General features: G+C 68.0%; 15 protein-coding genes. 11 read left to right on the forward strand and 4 right to left on the reverse strand.

The window, feature by feature from the left end:
• Positions 1 to 17 precede the first annotated feature (17 nt).
• Positions 18 to 1049, reverse strand: a complete 1032-nt coding sequence (locus ACYJP6_RS10215; RefSeq protein ID WP_459474874.1) for a GGDEF domain-containing protein — start codon at positions 1047 to 1049, stop codon at positions 18 to 20.
• A 298-nt stretch (positions 1050 to 1347) separates the two neighbouring features.
• Here ACYJP6_RS10215 and ACYJP6_RS10220 point away from each other — a divergent pair, with 298 nt between their 5' ends.
• Both ACYJP6_RS10220 and ACYJP6_RS10225 read left to right on the forward strand, forming a co-directional pair.
• Positions 1348 to 2424, forward strand: coding sequence for a CdaR family transcriptional regulator (locus ACYJP6_RS10220; RefSeq protein ID WP_459474875.1), 1077 nt, complete (start codon positions 1348 to 1350; stop codon positions 2422 to 2424).
• A gap of 99 nt (positions 2425 to 2523) precedes the next feature.
• Complete coding sequence (locus tag ACYJP6_RS10225; RefSeq protein WP_459474876.1) at positions 2524 to 3660, forward strand: glycerate kinase; 1137 nt, start codon at positions 2524 to 2526, stop codon at positions 3658 to 3660.
• A 6-nt stretch (positions 3661 to 3666) separates the two neighbouring features.
• Here ACYJP6_RS10225 and ACYJP6_RS10230 read toward each other — a convergent pair whose 3' ends face one another.
• On the reverse strand, positions 3667 to 4590 hold the full coding sequence (locus ACYJP6_RS10230; RefSeq protein WP_459474878.1) for a LysR family transcriptional regulator: 924 nt from the start codon (positions 4588 to 4590) through the stop codon (positions 3667 to 3669).
• A 124-nt stretch (positions 4591 to 4714) separates the two neighbouring features.
• On the opposite strand from ACYJP6_RS10230, the gene ACYJP6_RS10235 reads away from it, so the two are divergent.
• The 3 genes from ACYJP6_RS10235 (at position 4715) to ACYJP6_RS10245 (ending at position 7695) form a co-directional block, all read left to right on the forward strand.
• Positions 4715 to 5773: a tartrate dehydrogenase gene (locus ACYJP6_RS10235; RefSeq protein WP_459474879.1), complete on the forward strand. Its 1059-nt coding sequence runs from the start codon at positions 4715 to 4717 to the stop codon at positions 5771 to 5773.
• 109 nt (positions 5774 to 5882) lie between these two features.
• The gene (locus tag ACYJP6_RS10240; RefSeq protein ID WP_459474880.1) at positions 5883 to 7217 is read left to right on the forward strand and encodes a dicarboxylate/amino acid:cation symporter; all 1335 of its coding nucleotides are present in this window, start codon (positions 5883 to 5885) and stop codon (positions 7215 to 7217) included.
• A 70-nt stretch (positions 7218 to 7287) separates the two neighbouring features.
• Positions 7288 to 7695, forward strand: coding sequence for a hypothetical protein (locus ACYJP6_RS10245; RefSeq protein WP_459474881.1), 408 nt, complete (start codon positions 7288 to 7290; stop codon positions 7693 to 7695).
• Here ACYJP6_RS10245 and ACYJP6_RS10250 read toward each other — a convergent pair.
• Positions 7692 to 8813 (reverse strand): Fic family protein, encoded by a 1122-nt coding sequence (locus tag ACYJP6_RS10250; protein ID WP_459474882.1) that lies wholly within the window; start codon positions 8811 to 8813, stop codon positions 7692 to 7694. The genes ACYJP6_RS10245 and ACYJP6_RS10250 overlap by 4 nt on opposite strands.
• Before the next feature lie 112 nt (positions 8814 to 8925).
• Positions 8926 to 9768: a GNAT family N-acetyltransferase gene (locus ACYJP6_RS10255; protein WP_459474883.1), complete on the reverse strand. Its 843-nt coding sequence runs from the start codon at positions 9766 to 9768 to the stop codon at positions 8926 to 8928.
• Positions 9769 to 9951: 183 nt separating this feature from the next.
• Here ACYJP6_RS10255 and ACYJP6_RS10260 point away from each other — a divergent pair, with 183 nt between their 5' ends.
• The 6 genes from ACYJP6_RS10260 (at position 9952) to ACYJP6_RS10285 (ending at position 17561) form a co-directional block, all read left to right on the forward strand.
• Positions 9952 to 11427, forward strand: coding sequence for an aldehyde dehydrogenase family protein (locus ACYJP6_RS10260; protein ID WP_459474884.1), 1476 nt, complete (start codon positions 9952 to 9954; stop codon positions 11425 to 11427).
• Between the two features lie 164 nt (positions 11428 to 11591).
• Positions 11592 to 12263: a haloacid dehalogenase type II gene (locus tag ACYJP6_RS10265; RefSeq protein ID WP_459474885.1), complete on the forward strand. Its 672-nt coding sequence runs from the start codon at positions 11592 to 11594 to the stop codon at positions 12261 to 12263.
• Between the two features lie 23 nt (positions 12264 to 12286).
• Positions 12287 to 13579: an NAD(P)/FAD-dependent oxidoreductase gene (locus ACYJP6_RS10270; protein ID WP_459474886.1), complete on the forward strand. Its 1293-nt coding sequence runs from the start codon at positions 12287 to 12289 to the stop codon at positions 13577 to 13579.
• Between the two features lie 418 nt (positions 13580 to 13997).
• Positions 13998 to 15635 (forward strand): ABC transporter substrate-binding protein, encoded by a 1638-nt coding sequence (locus ACYJP6_RS10275; protein ID WP_459474887.1) that lies wholly within the window; start codon positions 13998 to 14000, stop codon positions 15633 to 15635.
• 70 nt (positions 15636 to 15705) lie between these two features.
• Entirely contained in the window at positions 15706 to 16662 is a 957-nt protein-coding gene (locus tag ACYJP6_RS10280; protein ID WP_459474888.1) for an ABC transporter permease, read from the forward strand.
• On the forward strand, positions 16659 to 17561 hold the full coding sequence (locus tag ACYJP6_RS10285) for an ABC transporter permease (RefSeq protein WP_459474889.1): 903 nt from the start codon (positions 16659 to 16661) through the stop codon (positions 17559 to 17561). The genes ACYJP6_RS10280 and ACYJP6_RS10285 overlap by 4 nt, the downstream gene beginning before the upstream one ends.
• Positions 17562 to 17571 lie beyond the last annotated feature (10 nt).

Below are 17571 nucleotides of genomic sequence, written 5' to 3' on the forward strand. Positions count from 1 at the left end.
GCCGGGCCGAGCAGGGCTCAAGCGGCCAGCATCACCCGGTCGCGCCCTTCCTGCTTGCCGCGGTAGAGCGCCTGGTCGGCGCGTTCCAGGGCGCTGGCGAAGGCTTCGCAATCGCGGATCTCGCAGACCGCCAGGGTCGCCGTCACCCGCGCCGGTCCGCGCTCGAGGGACTGGGTCACCTCGCCCAGGCGCTGGCGGATCCGCTCCGCCACGCCCCAGGCCACCTCCGTGCGGGCCTGGGGTAGCAGCACGAGGAATTCTTCGCCGCCCCAGCGCGCCGCGAGGTCCGAGTGCCGGACCTCGCGGCGGATCACATCGGCGATCCGCTGCAGCACCAGGTCGCCGCAGTCGTGGCCGAATCTATCGTTGATGTGCTTGAAGTGATCGACGTCGAACAGGATCAGGCTGCCGCTGAGGCACTGGTCCTGGTCGGCCTGGTCGAGGATCCGCCGGCGGTTGTACAGGTTGGTGAGGCTGTCGTGGCTGGCGGAGTGCAGCAGGTCCAGCTGCATCTTGGTGCTGTGGTAGAAGGAGGCACCGGTGCCATACAGGAGCAGCAGCAGGGCACTGATGATGTTGCCGGTCCCGAACAGCTTCATCGCCAGCGGCGACAGGCTCGCCGGCGGGTGCAGCAGATAGCCGCCGGCCAGGGTGGCCAGGATGCCGAGGACCAGCAGCAGATGGCGGCGGGGCGCGGTGCGGTAGTTGTAGATGATGATCGGCAGGATGCATAGCACGTAGAAATGGAAGTTGCTGTCCCAGCCGAGCTGCCAGGTGGCGAAGCAGGCGTGGCCGACGATTTCGCAACTCATGGTAAGGCTGGCGACGCGGTAATGGTGTCGGCGCAGGGCCGCCAGGCAGCCCACGTAGAAGGAGACGCTGAGCACATTGGCCCAGACCATCGCCATCTGGTCGAGCAGGGCGAAGATCAGCAGCAGGACGAGGTGGATGCCCATGGCGGCCTGGACCACGGGCTTGGCGACCTCCCAGAAGCGTTCCAGGGAATGGTCCAGGGCCTGGTGGCGGTCGCGATAGGAAAGAGCTGTCATGAAGGATCACCAGAAAACCGTGCGCCAATGATAAACGCGCTAAATAATAAGCTTAATGGCAAACGGCCAGCCTGGGTGATCCTTTAGCCGAATGGACCTTGGGGAGGACTCAGTGGAGGGCGATGGCCATTCCCTGGACCTGGGCGACGCCGACCGTCTGGCTCCGCCGGTCGGCCAGGCAGGCTGCTGGCGGGCGAACAGCCTGACTGCAAGGCTACCCCGGCGGCTTGCCGGGCGCCGGCGACCTCTCTAAGGTGACGACGCGCCATGCCGGCGTACGTCAATCGCGGAGGTGGCCTTGGAACTGAGCCAGACCCTGGCGCAGGAAATCGTCGAGCGCGCCATGCGCATCCTGCCGGGCAATGTGAATGTCATGGACGCGGCCGGGCTGATCATCGGCTCGGGTGACCCGACGCGGCTGTTCACCCGCCATGCGGGTGCACGGCAGGTGATCGCCGAAGGCCGGGCGGTGGCCCTGGATGCCGCGGCTGCCGCCCGGCTGCCGGGGGTCCAGGCCGGGATCAACCTGCCACTGTATCGCCAGGGCGAACTGGTGGGGGTGCTCGGGGTGAGCAGCGAGGATGCCGAACAGCTGCGCTTGCCCGCCGAACTCCTGCGCCTAACGGCGGAAATGCTCATCGAGCAGGCGGCGGGGCAGCCCTCCGCGACGTCCCGCATGACCGCTCCCTTGCTGCGCCAGCTGCTGGCACCCGGTGCGGCGTCCGAGCTGGGCCGCCACGCCAGTCTGCTCGGCTTGCGGCCAGAACTGCCGCGGGATGTCCTGCTGCTGGAGTTCGCCGCTCCGGCGCCGACCTTTGGCGACTGGGCGCAGGAACGCATAGCCCACAGCTGGTGCCTGCCTCGGGAGGAGGGCCAGTGGCTCTGGTATCGCCCGGGTGCGGTGCCTCCGTCGGCCCTACTGGACGAGCTACCGGCCCAGGGCTGGGCGCTGGCCCGCAGTGCCTGGGTTTCGCAGGCGCGCCCCTGGAGCGGGCTGGCCGAGACGACCCAGCGGGCGCTGGACCTGCTGGCCGTGGCCAGGCGCCTGCGACCGGCACGCGACCAGGTCAAGCTGGACGAGCTGGCGCTACCCACCTGGCTGCACGGCCAGGCGGGGCGCGCGGATAGCGCCTGGCTGCTGGCGCCCCTCGAACGCCTGCGACAGGCCGACCGCGATGGCCAGCTGCTGGCGACGCTACGCAGCTGGTTCGCCGAGGACGCCAGCCCCCAGGCCTGTGCCGCGGCCCTCGGGCTGCATCGCAATGGCCTGCGGCATCGGCTGGAGCGTATCCAGGCAGTGACCGGCCGCGATCCGCGACGCTTCGCCGAAGCCGCCGAGCTGTATTGCGCGCTGCAGCTCCTGGATGCCGGCTAGGCGAATGCAAGGTTTCAAGCGGACGTTGCTGGGCAAACGTCCGGTTGTCGTTCTCCGTGATCCGGGAAACACTCGGCGCACAACAACGGAGAATCGCCCATGAAGATCGTCATCGCCCCAGATTCCTTCAAGGAAAGCCTGTCCGCCGCGGGGGTCGCCCGCGCCCTGGCACGTGGCCTGCGCCAGGCCTTGCCGGCTGCCGAGCTGATCGAATGCCCGCTGGGCGACGGCGGTGAGGGCACCCTGGACGCCGTGCTGGCCGCCACCGGTGGCGAGGTGCGCCAGATGCCGGTGACCGGGCCGCTGGGCGAGCCGGTGAACGCCCGTTGGGGCTGGCTGGCCGAGCAACGCACCGCCTTCGTCGAAATGGCCAGCGCCAGTGGTCTGGAGCTGGTACCCAAGGCCCGGCGCGATGTACTGGCTGCCACTTCGCGCGGCACCGGCGAGTTGCTAGCCGCGGCCCTGGACGCCGGCGCCGAGCGCCTGGTACTGGCCATCGGCGGCAGCGCCACCAACGATGGCGGCGCGGGCCTGCTCCAGGCCCTGGGGGTGGGCTTGCTGGACCAGCAGGGGCAGGCACTGGCGGCGGGAGGCGCTGCCCTGGCCGGCCTGGCGCGGATCGAGCTGGCGCAGCTGCATCCGCGCCTGGCCGAGGTGGACGTGGTGATCGCCGCCGACGTCGACAACCCCCTGTGCGGGCCCCAGGGTGCGAGTCATATCTTCGGTCCGCAGAAGGGCGCCTCGCCCGGACAGGTCCGCCAGCTCGACGAGGCGCTGGGGCACTTCGCGACGGTCACCGCCGCGACCCTGGGGCGTGACGTCCGCGACCAGCCGGGCGCCGGGGCGGCCGGCGGTGTCGGCTTCGCCGCCCTGGCCTTCCTGCAGGCGACCTTCCGCCCGGGCATCGAGGTGGTGGCCGAACTGGTGGGGCTGGAGGCGGCGCTGAGCGGTGCCGACCTGGCGCTGACCGGGGAAGGGCGGCTGGACGGCCAGACCCTGAGAGGCAAGACTCCCGCTGGGGTGCTGCGCCTGGCCCGGCAACAGGGGGTGCCGGTGGTGGCCGTGGCCGGTTCCCTGGGAGCGGGCTACGAGGCCCTCTACGAGCAGGGCCTGGCAGCGGCCTTCAGTCTGGTGCCGGGCCCGCTCAGCCTGGACGAAGCCCTGGCCCAGGCCGAGCGGCTGCTGGAACGCACCGCGCGGGATATCGGGCGGCTGTGGGGGACGGCGCGCGGCTGAGCGCCCTCAGTCCGCCTCGCCGGCCGGGTCCTCGAGGTGGTCGATGCGCTGGAAGCGCTCCACCAGGAAGTCGATGAAATGCCGCACCTTGGCGGACAGGTGATGGTGTTCGGAATAGACCGCATAGACGTCCGCCGAGGGTGGCCGGGCGTCTTCCAGCACCCGGCGCAGCCGCCCGCTGCGGACGTAGCGGGCGATGTCCCATTCTGCCCGCAGCAAGATGCCGCGGCCTTCCAGGGCCCAGTTCAGCGCCACCTCGCCATCGTTGCAGCTCAGATTGCTGCGCACCTTGATGCTGCGGGTACGTGAGCCTTCGAGAAACTCCCAGACCCCGTGGATGCTGTCGTTCTGGCGCAGGAAGATGCAGTTGTGCGTGGCCAGTTCCTGCAGCCGCTGCGGCGTGCCATGGCGTTCCAGGTAGAGCGGCGAGGCGCACAGTAGCCGACGATTGCTGGCGATGCGCCGGGCGTGATAGCCGGCATCCGGGGCCACGCCGAAGCGGATGCCCAGGTCCAGGCCATGGGCGGCCAGTTCCATGGGGTGGTCGCTGAGCAGCAGCTGGGTTTCCACCTCCGGATAGCGGTCGATGAAAGCCGCCAGCGCCGGCCCTATGTAGCGCCGCCCGAAGCCCAGCGAGGCGTTGACCCGCAGCAGTCCCTTGGGCTGGCCACGACGGCTGGCGACCATGTCCTCCACCGCCTCGATATCGCCGAGGATGCGCCCGGCATGGCGGAAATACAGCTCGCCCTCGGGCGTCAGCCCCAGCGAGCGAGTGGTGCGATTGACCAGCCGCACCCCCAAGCGCCGCTCCAGGGCGGCCAGTCGCTTGCTCACCGCCGGCGGGGTGATACCCAGTTCGCGCGCCGTGGCGGCGAGGTTGCCTTGCTGGGCCAGCAGGTGGAAGAAGCTGAGGTCCTGGGGGCGGCTCATTATTAACCTCAATTCACTTAAGTGATGATTTGAGGTGAATCTTAGCCTGGATTTCACTACCTATACTCGGCCCTACGCTGCCAGCCGGCGTTCCCTCCCACGAACAAGAGCACAGGGCCACCTCATGAAGAACTACAAGATCGCTGCCATTCCCGGAGACGGTATCGGGGTCGAAGTCATATCCGCCGGCCTCGAGGTCCTCGATGGCCTGGCCAAGCGCCTGGGCGGTTTCACGTTCGAGGTCAGCCACTACCCCTGGGATTCGGAGTACTACCTGGAGCATGGCCACTACATCCCGGAAGGGGGACTGGAGGAGATCAAGCAGGCCGATGCCATCTTCTTCGGCGCGGTGGGCAGCCAGAAGGTGCCGGACCACATTTCCCTCTGGGGCCTGCGCCTGCCGATCTGCCAGGGCTTCGACCAATACGCCAATGTCCGTCCGGCGCGGGTGCTGCCGGGGGTGAAGAGTCCGCTCACCAATGGCCAGGCCATCGACTGGGTGATCGTCCGGGAAAACTCCGAAGGCGAGTACTCGGGCAGCGGCGGTCGGGTCCACCAGGGGTTGCCCCTCGAGGTGGCCACCGAGGTCTCCACCTTCACCCGGGTCGGCGTCGAGCGCATCCACAGATTCGCCTTCGACCTGGCCCGCAGCCGTCCGGCCAAGCACCTGACCCTGGTCACCAAGTCCAATGCCCAGCGCCACGGCATGGTGCTGTGGGACGAGGTGTTCGCCGAGGTGGCCAAGGACTATCCGGACGTACGCACCACCCGCGAACTGGTGGACGCCGTGACCACGACCATGGTGCTCAAGCCGGGCAACCTGGACGTGATCGTCGCCACCAACCTGCACGCCGACATCCTCTCGGACCTGGCCGCGGCGCTGTCCGGCAGCCTGGGCATCGCGCCCACCGCCAACCTCAATCCGGAGCGCAGCTTTCCCTCGATGTTCGAACCCATCCACGGCTCGGCCTTCGACATCACCGGCAAGGGCGTGGCCAACCCCATCGCCACCTTCTGGACCGCGGCGCTGATGCTCGACCACCTCGGCGAACCCGAGGCCAGCGCCCACCTGATGCGCGCCATCGAGGAGGTCACCGCCAGCGGCCTGCACACCCCGGACCTGGGCGGTACGGCCACCACGCGCCAGGTCACCGACGCCGTGCTGGAACTGATCGCGCGCTAGGGCGGCGGCCTCATCCGCGGCCTGGCGGCGCGGCTGGGGCAGGCTCTGCACGTTCACGGGCGACCGCCCGCGCGGTCGCTTCCATTACAAGAACAACAATGGATATCCCATGAAGCGCCTACTCGGAAAACTCTACGTCCAGGTCGTCATCGCGGTCATCGCCGGCGCCTTGCTCGGCGTCTTTTACCCGGATTTCGCCACCTCGCTCAAACCCATCGGCGACGCCTTCATCAAGCTGATCAAGATGCTGCTGGCACCGGTGATCTTCCTCACGGTGGTCACCGGCATCGCCAAGATGAACGACATGAAGGAACTGGGCCGGGTGGGCATCCGCGCCTTCATCTACTTCGAGGTGGTCTCGACCCTGGCGCTGATCGTCGGCCTGGTGGTGGTCGATACCTTCAAGCCTGGCGCCGGCATGAACATTGATCCGGCCACCCTCGACAGCTCCGCCATCGCCAGCTACACCGAGGCGGCCAAGCACGAGTCCTTCATCGCCTTCATGATGCAGATCATACCCAACACCCTGGGGGACGCCTTCGCCAAGGGCAACATCCTGCAGATCCTGCTGTTCTCCATCCTGCTCGGGGTGGCCCTGGCGCGCTGTGGCGACAAGGGCAAGCCGATCATCCGCACCCTCGATAGCCTGATGCACGGCATGTTCGGCATCGTCAACATCGTGATGCGCCTGGCCCCGCTGGGGGCCTTTGGCGCCATCGCCTTCACCATCGGCAAGTACGGCTTCGGCTCGCTGTTCTCGCTGGGCAAGCTGATGGCCTGTTTCTATCTCACCTGCATCCTCTTCGTTGCCCTGGTGCTGGGGCCGATCTGCCGCGTCGCCGGCTTCAGCCTGTGGAAGCTGCTCAAGTACCTCAAGGAAGAGCTGTTCACCGTGCTGGGCACCAGTTCCTCCGAATCGGTGTTGCCGCAGATGATCCGCAAGATGGAGAACGCGGGCTGTTCCAAACCGGTAGCCGGCATGGTCATTCCCTCGGGCCTGACCTTCAATCCGGACGGCCAGGCCATCTATTACACCGCCGCCGCCACCTTCATCGCCCAGGCCACCAATACGCCCCTGAGCCTGACCGACCAGCTCATCATCATGGCCGTGCTGATGCTGACCTCCAAGGGCTCGGCCGGGGTCACCGGATCGGGATTCATCACCCTGGCGGCGACCCTGGCCAGCCTCGGCACCATCCCGGTGGCCGGCATGGTCTTGCTGCTCGGGGTGGATCGCTTCATGTCGGAGGCGCGGGCCATCACCAATACCATCGGCAATGGCGTAGCGACCCTGGCCATCGCCCGCTGGGTCGGGGCGCTGGACAGGCAGCGGCTCAAGGCCGCGCTGGATGGCAAGGCTACGCCCGCACTGGAATCCGAGGCGCCGGAGCGTGGTGTGGCGGCGGAACCGGGCCTGCCTGCACTGGGTACCAAGGCGCTCTAGCGCGGTGAGGCTGGCCGGCCCGCGGGATTTGCCTCATGCTGGGCGTCCCGCCCCCCGACCGACTGCCGCGATGATCCCGTCTGCCATCCTGCGTACCGGCCTGCTCTCCACCGCTCTGCTGCTGACGCCGTCGTCTTTCGTCCAGGCGGCCATTCCCAGTCTCACCCCTGCCAACACCTGCGTGCGTAGCGCCTTCGTGCTGCGCTGCCAGGACGGGCGGGGTGGCTGGTACGGCGTGGCGGTGCAGGGCAACGACACCCTGATGCGCGGCTACGATCCGGTCTCGGGCCTGTCCTGGGCTCAGACCAGCACCCGTCTGGGACGGCTGCAATTCTTCAGCGGCTTGACCAGCGACGGCAACCTCTGGCTGGGCCGCACCCGCCAGCTGGGCTGGAACGTGATCAGCCGCTTCTCCACCTCCCAGGGCGACCGTGGCCGCACCAGCTGCAACCGGGTCGCCGGGTGCGAGTGGCGTTAGCCGGCGACCCGGTAGCGGGTGCTCCGACCGCCGCCGGGCAGTTTCACCAGGCAGCCCTTGGCCAGCAGATCCGCCAGGTGGCGGGTCGCAGTGGCCTTGGAGACCTTGGCCACTGCCTGGTACTGGGCCGCGCTGATGCCCTCCGTGAAGCCGCGCTCGCCGCCGTCGAGCAGGCGATTCAGGACCTTGGTCTGTTCGGGGGACAACTCGTCCGTCCGGTGGTCCTGCCAGAAGCGCGCCTTGGCCAGCACGCGGTCGATTCGCTGCCGGGCCTGTTCCAGACTGCGTGCCAAGGTCGCGAGAAACCAGAGCAGCCAAGCGGTGACGTCCAGATCGCCGCGCTGGCTGGCCTCCAGGATCTGGTAGTAACCGCTGCGGTCCTCGAGGATGCTCGCCGACATGGCATAGAGGCGATTCGCCTGGTTCTCGGCCTGGGCCAGGGCAAGGTCGGTGAGTGCCCGGGTGATGCGGCCGTTGCCGTCGTCGAAGGGGTGCAGGGTGACGAACCAGAAGTGGGCGATACCTGCACGCAGCAGAGGGTCCAGGCTCGGGTCGTCCCGGCTGACGGCAAACCATTTGAGGAACGTTTCGATCTGTCGCTCAAGGCCGTCCCGGGGTGGGGCTTCGAAGTGCACCCGGGGCTGGTCGAGACGCCCCGAGACCACCTGCATTGGCTCCTCGCCGCGCCACTGGCCGATCCGTGGCTGATTACCCAGCAAGGCTGCTTCCTCGGCAAACAACCAGCGATGCCATTTGCAGAGCCGGTCCTGATCCAGGGGTGCATCTAAGGTACCCGTACTGTCCAGGGACAGGGCCGCCAGGCCTTCACTCCGCGGGCTGGGGCGGCCTGGGTCGGCCAGGCCCAGGCGCCGAGCGAGCGATGACCTCAGGGAGCCGACGTTGAGTTGTTCGCCCTCGATGGCCGAGGAGGTTAGGACGTTCTGCAGGAGGGCGTCCAGGGCGTTCTGCGCTTCGGCATCCTGTCCCACGACTCCGGCCATTCCCAGCAATTGCCCCTGGAGCAGCGTGCAGCGCCGAAGCAGGGGGGCTAGCGGTTCAGCCTTCCAGGCGAAGGCGGGCCAGTTCGGGTGTTGCCAGATCCACTGCCTGTCCTGCATGGGCGCGCTCCGCTGATGAGCCGATTATCGCTAGCATTCGGCTCTTTATATGAGCCGATTGTGGCCGCTATTCGGCTCAATATCCAGCGGTACTCCCAAGGCGCGGGTGTGTTCAACCCAGCGCCTGGGTCAGCAAGGCGAACTGATCCACCCCGTCACGGGCGGTCGGGGCGGTGCCCTTGGCCATCTGCTCGACCTCGTCGACCTGGGGGATGCCCAGTTCGCTGAGCCAGGGATTGAGACCGCTGCGCCCGGTCACGTCGAATCTCACGTAACGCCCCTCGGCATGGCGCAGCAGCGCCAGGCTGAGCGCCTGAGCCTGCTCGGTGGATTCGGCGATCACCGGGCCGACCGACAGACCGCGGCCATAGGGGCGGAGCAGGGCGAAGCCGCGGAGCTGGCCGTCGCGCTCCAGGCCGACGATGCGCTCGGCCTGCGGTAGCAGCTCCCGCAACAGGGTGGTGCGATCCAGGCCGGTAGCCGCCTGGGCAAGGGCTTCCAGGTGGGGCGCGTCCACCAGGCTCAGGATGCGGATCTGGCTCTCCAGCGGGTGTCGTTCACCCAGGGCTGGCAGGGCCGCCACCTGGTGCTGGAAGATGCGTTCGTAGGAGTCGAAGCCCTGGCTGCGGTAGAGCGGGGCACCGCGCAGGGTAGCGACCAGCAGCGGCGTGCGGCTACCGGCCAGCTGCAGCAGGCCGTCCATGAGACGGCGCCCGTGGCCCTGGCCCTGGTGGCTGTCGGCGACGATCACCAGGCCGATGGTGGCGTAGTCGCCCTGGGGCACGCAGAAACCGGTGCCGAACACCCCCTGGTCGTCTTCCAGCACCAGGCCTTCGCCGGTATGGAACAGGCATTGCCAGTCCTCCAGCCGATGGGGCCACTGCAGCGCCTGGGACAGGCGGTGGGCGGTGGCGAGGTCGGTTTCGCGCAGAGGTCTCAGGGTGACGTTGGACACGGCAAGGCTCCGGTTCGGGTCTGACAGATTCAGGCAGCAGCCTAGCAAGAAGCGACGGCAGATTCGGTTGCCGATCGCTGGGCGTTCCGTCGCGGGGCGCCGAAGGTCCGCGCCAGTTCGGCAAAAGATGATGACCCGCGCGCCTAGCATGGGGCCAAGCCCACAGCCCTAGCGGAGCGCGCCATGGCCTCGTTCGACCCCAGAGATATTAAGGTTCGTTGTGCTCATTTCATCGGTGGCCGCAGCCGCGATGCCGTGGCCGAGCTGGAGGTGTTCCGGCCCTCCGACGGTCAGCTGCAAAGCGGGCTGCCCTGCGCCTCGGCCGACCTGGTGGACGAGGTGGTGGAGAGCACCTGGCGCGCCTGGAAGGCCAGCGACTGGGCGACCCGCCCGCCACGCGAACGCGCCCGGGTGATGCGCCGCTGGGCCGACCTGGTGGAAGCTGATGGCGAGGTGCTCGGCCCCCTGGAAGCGGTGGGCTCGACCCGCCCGCTGCGCGACGTGCTGGCCTGGGACATCCCCTATGTGGCCGAAGGCATTCGCTTCTTCGCCGAATTCGCCGACAAGCACGGCGGCGAGGTGGCCGCGACCGCTACCTCCCATCTGGGTATGCAGATCACCGAGCCCTATGGCGTGGTGGGCGCCATCGCCCCGTGGAATTTTCCACTGAGCATGGCCGGCTGGAAGATCGCCCCGGCGCTGGCCGCGGGTAACGCCGTGGTGATCAAGCCGTCGGAGCTGACCCCGTTCTCCATGCTGCGTCTGGCCGAACTCGCCACCCTGGCCGGGCTGCCGGCGGGCATCCTCAGCGTGGTCCAGGGCGATGGCCGGGTCACCGGCGATGCCCTCTGTCGACACTCGCGGATCGGCAAGGTGACCTTCACCGGCTCCACCGGCACCGGCAGCGCCATCATGACCGCCTGCGCCCAGAGCGGGCCCAAGCCGGTGACCCTCGAACTGGGTGGCAAGAGCCCGCAGCTGGTATTCGCCGATGCGCCGCATCTGGCCCGCACCGCGCGCAGCGTGGCCGCCGCCATCACCGGCAACGCCGGCCAGGTGTGCGTGTCGGGATCGCGACTGCTGGTGCAGCGCGCCGCCCTGGAGCCCATGCTGGAGGGCATCCGCACCGCCTTCGCCGAATTGCGCCCGGGGCCGACCTGGTCGGCCGCGGCGACGCTGTCGCCGATCATCTCCCACCGCCAGGGCCAGCGCATCCACGACATCGTCGCGCGCAGCCGGGCGGCCGGGGCGGAGATCCTGGTCGGTGGCGCCCTGCAGGAGGGCCTGGGCGGTGCCTACTATCAGCCAACCCTGATCGCCGGCGTCGACGCGGAAAATCCCGCGGTGCGCGAAGAGATCTTCGGCCCGGTGCTGACCGTGCAGGTGTTCGATGACGAGGCCGAGGCCCTGGCACTGGCCGAGCACCCCACCTACGGCCTGGCCGCCGGGGTGCATACTGCCGATCTCGGCCGGGCGCTGCGTTTGACCCGGGCATTGGAAGCCGGCACCGTCTGGGTCAATCGCTATGGCCGCAGCCACGACTGGATCATCCCCACCGGCGGCTACAAGCGCTCCGGTATCGGCAAGGACCTGGGTCGTGCGGCCTTCGAAGCCAACCTGCGCAGCAAGAGCGTGCTGATCGATCTGGAGCATTCCTGAGGCTTCCGCAAACAATGCTGGGCCCCACCCCCAAAACGGTTTTTTCTGTTTCCCGCGGCGCCTGAAAGCGGACAACTTCCAGGCCCGCCGATGCTGTAATGCTTGCCAGGGACGCCACCGGCGTTCCGGCCTCCACTCACGACCCCCGTCAAAGGATCCTTGCCATGACCGCCTTTCGGCCCAAGTACATCACCTTCGACTGCTACGGCACCCTGACCCGTTTCCGCATGTCCGACATGGCCCGCGAGATGTTCGCCGACCGCATCCCGGCCGAGGCCATGGACCAGTTCTGCAAGGACTTCAACGGCTATCGCTTCGATGAGGTGCTCGGCGCCTGGAAACCCTATTCGGAGGTGCTGTACTCGGCGGTGGAGCGTACCTGCAAGCGCTGGGGCATCTCCTTCACCGACGCCGAAGCCAACGCCTACTACGAGGCGGTGCCGAGCTGGGGTCCCCACGCGGACGTGACCGCGGGTCTGGCCAAGATCGCCGACAAGATCCCGCTGGTGATCTATTCCAACGCCGCCGACGAGCAGATCATGTCCAACGTCGATAAGCTGGGCGTGCCCTTCCACCGGGTCTTCACCGCCGAGCAGGGCCAGGCCTACAAGCCGCGCCTGCAGGCCTTCGAATACATGCTGGACAACCTCGGCTGCGGTCCGGAAGACGTGCTGCACGTCTCCTCGAGCTTCCGCTACGACCTGATCCCGGCCGACTACATGAACATCAAGAACAAGGTGTTCGTGAACCGCGGTCATGAGCCGAGCACCCCCTACTACAGCAACACCGAGATCAAGGACATCGGCGGCCTGGCCGCCGTGGTCGGCCTCGAATAAACCCCCGCTCAGGAGCGCCGCCCATGAGTCACGGCCAAGAGTCGTCCGAATCCTACTGGCTCGCGACCGCGCCGAGCTTCACCGGCGGCACCTCCGGCCCGGTGGCGGGCGAGGTAGATGTCGCCGTCATCGGCGGCGGCTTCACCGGGTTGTCGGCGGCGGTGGCGCTGCGCAAGCGCGGGGCCAGCGTCGCGGTGCTGGAGGCCGGCCGGGTGATCGGCGAAGCCTCCGGCCGCAACGGTGGCCACTGCAACACCGGGGTCGCCCAGGACTACGCGGCCCTGCGCGCCAGCCTGGGCGCCGAGCGCGCCCGGGCCTTCTACCAGGCCTATGCCGATGCCGTGGCCAGCGTCGAGGCGGTGATCGCCGAGGAGGGCATCGCCTGTGATTTCCACAAGGCCGGCAAGCTCAAGCTGGCGGCCAAGCCGCAGCACTACGACAACCTGGCGCGCACCTGCGAGCTGATTCGCCAGGAGGTGGATCCGGACGTGGAACTGATCGGCCCCGAACAGGCGCGGATCGAAGTGGCCTCCGACGGCTTTTACGGCGGCCTGCTGCAACGCAATGGCGCCCAGATGCACATGGGGCGCTTCGGCGTGGGCCTGGCCGAGGCGGCGGTGCGCCGCGGTGCCCAGGTCTACGAAGGTGCCGCGGTCAGCAATCTGCAGCGCCTGCCGGACGGCAGTTTCCGCGTGACGAGTGCCAAGGGCGAGTTGCGCGCCCGCCAGGTGCTGGTGGCCACCGGCAATGCCCAGGTCGGACCCTTCCAATGGTTTCGCCGGCGTATCGCCTCGGTGGGCAGCTTCATCATCGCCACCGCGCCGCTACCGAAGGAGCAGCTGGATGGGCTGCTGCCCAACCGGCGTACCTATGTGACCAGCCGCATCATCGGCAACTATTTCCGTACCACGCCGGATCACCGGCTGATCTTTGGCGGCCGGGCCCGCTTCGCGCTGTCCGATCCACGCCAGGACGCCAAGAGCGGCGCCGTGCTGCGCGCCGCCCTGGGCCAGCTGTTTCCCAGCCTGGCCCAGGCGCCCATCGACTATTGCTGGGGTGGCCTGGTGGACATGACCGCCGACCGCCTGCCCCGTGCCGGTGAGCAGGACGGCCTGTTCTACGCCATGGGCTACAGCGGCCACGGGGTGCAGATGTCGGTACACATGGGCCGGGTGATGGCCGAGGTGCTGGAAGGGCGCAGCCAGGCCAATCCCTGGCGGGTGCTGGATTGGCCAGCCATTCCCGGCCACTTCGGCAAGCCCTGGTTCCTGCCGCTGGTGGGGCTCTACTACCGGGTCCAGGACCGGCTGCACTAGCCTCCGCCCAGTGAACCGCCCAGCACGGCTCCGCCAACCGGGGAGTCGCGCTGGGCGGTTTTCGTTTGTCCGGCCACCGGCGCAGAAACTGCTGCACGGAGCGCCTTGCCAGTGCTGTAAAAGCGTCCGATGGTGGTCGGCGGCGCCCTGCGCCAGCCAAGCGAAACGCCAGCGGAACGCGCCAAAGCCGGGCATCGACGGCCCTGGTGCGCCGTCGCGAAGCACACCGCAAACAATGCTGAGCGGATCGGGCAAAACGGTCTTTTCTATCTCGCCACGGGGCCAATTCGACGGTAATCCGCAGGGACCCGGTGCTGTAATGAAACAGGCCGCACGACAAGGCGGCCCACAGGACCAAGCCGCATTCCCGGGGAGGGGGATGCGGACTGGCGACAGAGCCCCCAACGAGCGAGCCGACATGACAGAGAAAAAGACTGGAAGTCCCCTGATAGGTCCTGCAGAAAGCGTCCAGGCCTTCGCGGCCTTGCAACGGGGGGTATCGCGACGCGATGCGCTGCGCCTGCTGGGCGTCGCCGGGCTGATGGCCACGGGCGTGGGCAGTCTGCTGGGTCGCGAGGGCCGTGCCTTCGCCGCCGAGGACGCCAGCGGCGGCACGCCGCGCCGTGGTGGCCGGGTGCGCGCCGCGGCCGCCGGTTCCTCCACCGCCGATACCCTCGATCCGGCGAAGGGCTCGTTCTCCGGCGACTATGCGCGCCAGTATTTCTTCTACAACGGCCTGACCGTCTTCGACAGCCATCTCGAGCCGCAAATGGCCCTGGCCACCAGCGTCGAGACCCAGGATGCCACGACCTGGACGGTCAAGCTGCGCCAGGGCGTGCAGTTCCACAACGGCAAGACCTTCGATAGCGCCGACGTCGTCTACTCGCTGCTGCGGCACAAGGACCCGGCGGTGGGCTCCAAGGTCAAGGCCCTGGCCGACCAGTTCGCCGAGGTCACCGCGGTGGCGCCGGACGAGGTGCGCATCCGCCTGGTGTCGCCGAACTCCGAGCTGCCGGCGGTGCTGGCCATCTCGCACTTCCTGATCATCGCCGACGGCACCAAGGATTTCTCCACCGCCAACGGCACCGGCCCCTTCAAGGTCAAGGAATTCAAGCCCGGCGTGCGCACCGTGGGCATGCGCAACGAGAACTACTGGAAGTCCGGTAAGCCCTACCTGGACGAGATCGAGCTGATCGGCATCACCGACGAGCCGTCGCGGGTCAACGCACTGCTGGCCGGCGACATCCAGCTCACCGTGTCGGTGGACCCGCGCTCGGCCGACCGCCTCAAGCAGAGCGGCAAGCTCAAGGTGGTGGCGAACACTTCCGGTGGCTACACCGACCTGATCATGCGCATCCCCAATCGGCCGTTCAACGATCCCAACGTGGTCGAGGGCATGAAGCTGCTGTTCGATCGCGAGCAGATCCTCAAGTCGGTATTCCTCGGCTACGGCACCATCGGCAACGACCAGCCGATCATGCCCGGCACGCCCTACTATGCGGCGGACCTTCCGCAGCGACCCTACGATCCGGACAAGGCCAAGTTCCTCTTCCAGAAGGCCGGCATCGCCGGGGCCAAGCTGCCGCTGGTGACCTCCACCGCCGCGGACAACGCCAACGAGATGGCCCTGGTATTGCAGCAGTCGGCTAAGCGGGCCGGGCTCGACCTGATGGTCAACCGCGTCAGCGCCGATGGCTACTGGAACACCCACTGGATGAAGGACCCGCTGGGCTTCGGCAACATCAACGCGCGGCCGACCGCCAACATCCTGCTGTCGCAGTTCTTCAAGTCCGACGCGCCCTTCAACGAGTCGGGCTGGAAGAACGAGCAGTTCGACCAGCTGGTGGTGGCCTCCCGCGGCGAGACCGACCTGGCCAAGCGCAAGCAGATGTATGCCGACATGCAGCTGCTGATCCACCAGCACTGCGGCATCGGCCTGCCGATCTTCACCAGCTCCATCGATGCCCATTCGCCCAAGCTCGGCGGCTACGGCATCATCCCCATCGGGGGTTTCATGGGCTACATGTTCGCCGAACACGTCTGGCTGGAGGCCTGACGCTCTGCGCCGAATGGCGAAGACGTCCGCTGGGACTCTTCGCCGCTCCTTGCCCAAGCAGGAGGTGACCTTGGACCGTTCCGTCTTTTCCCTCATCACCAGGCGCGTCGGGGGCGGGGTACTGACCCTGTTCATCGTCTCGCTGCTGGTGTTCTTCGTTTCCGCGCTGTTGCCGGGCGACGCCGCCCAGCAGGCCCTGGGCCAGTTCGCGCTGCCCGAACAGGTCGCGGCCCTGCGTGCCCAGATGGGTCTCGACCAGCCGGCGCTCCTGCGCTACTTCCACTGGCTGATCGGCCTGCTGCACGGCGATCTAGGCCAGTCGCTGGCCAGCCAGGCGCCCATCACCAGCCTGATCGGCGACCGCCTGCTCGGCTCGCTGATGCTGGCCGGGGTGACCGCCCTGGTGTCGGTGCCGCTGGCCCTGGTGCTCGGCATCGCCTCGGCGATGAACGCGGGTGGCCGGCTGGACCGGGTGCTCAACCTCTTCACCCTGGGCATCGTCGCGGTCCCCGAATTTTTGGTCGCGACCCTGGCGGTGTTGGTCTTCGCCGTGCAGCTGCACTGGACCTCGGCGCTGACCTTCGCCCATGACATCGACGGTCCCCTGGATTTCCTGCGCGCCTACGCGCTGCCGGTGGGCACCCTGTGCTGCGTGATCGTCGCGCAGATGGCGCGGATGACCCGCGCGGCCCTGGTGGAGCAACTGCAGAGTCCCTATGTGGAGATGGCCCGCCTGAAGGGCGTCGGCCCGGTGCGTGCCGTGTTGCGCCATGCCCTGCCCAATGCCGTGGGACCCATCGCCAACGCCGTGGCCCTGAGCCTTTCCTACCTGATGGGCGGGGTGGTGATCGTCGAGACCATCTTCAACTATCCCGGCATCGCCCAACTGATGGTGGACGGCGTCGCCAGTCGCGATCTGCCGCTGATCCAGGCCTGCGCCATGCTGTTCTGCAGCGCCTATCTGGTGCTCATGACCCTGGCGGACCTCTGCGCCATCCTGTCCAACCCGAGGCTGAGAACGCTATGACCCGACCCGTGACGCCCGTGCGCAGCGCCGCCGTCCTGCCGGTGGACGGCAAGACGCTCGACGCCCAGTTGTCGCCGCTCCGTACCCGCCGTCCCGCACGCTGGTCCCTAACCGGCCTGCTCGGCGGCTTCCTGGTGGCCTTCTGGCTATTCATCGCCGTATTCGGCGTCTGGCTCGCGCCCTACGATCCGGGTGCCCTGGGCGACGGCGCGGTGCTGGCCAGCTACAGCGCCGCCCATCCCCTGGGCACCGATTACCTGGGCCGTGACGTGCTCAGCCGCATCCTCGACGGTGCCCGCTTCACCGTGGGCCTGGCGTTGATCGCCGCGGTGCTGTCCTGTGCCCTGGGCACCGGGCTCGGCCTGCTGGCGGCGCTGTCGGGGCGCTGGGTGGACGAGCCGCTTTCGCGGCTGATCGATGCGTTGATCTCCCTGCCGAGCAAGATGCTGGCGCTGGTGATGGTCTCGGCCTTCGGTTCCTCGGTGCCGCTGCTGGTGGTCATGGCGGTGGTGGGCTATGCCCCGGGCTGCTATCGCATCGCCCGCAGCCTGGCGATGAACCTCACCGAGCTGGAATACGTCCAGGTCGCCCGTACCCGTGGTGAGGGCAAGCTGTACATCGCCCTGGTGGAGATGCTGCCCAACATGCGCCTGCCGCTGCTCACCGACCTGGGCCTGAGATTCGTCTACATCGTGCTGCTGCTCAGTGGCATGAGTTTCCTCGGCCTCGGCGTGCAACCGCCCAATGCCGACTTGGGTTCGCTGGTGCGGGAAAACATCGGTGGCCTGGCCGACGGCGCCCCGGCGGTGCTGATGCCGGCCCTGGCCATCGGTACCCTGACGGTGGGCGTCAACCTGCTCATCGACCGGTTCGGCGCGCGGCGCCGGGGAGGGCGCTGAGATGGCTGAG

The sequence above is a fragment of the Pseudomonas sp. No.117 genome (assembly GCF_054558395.1).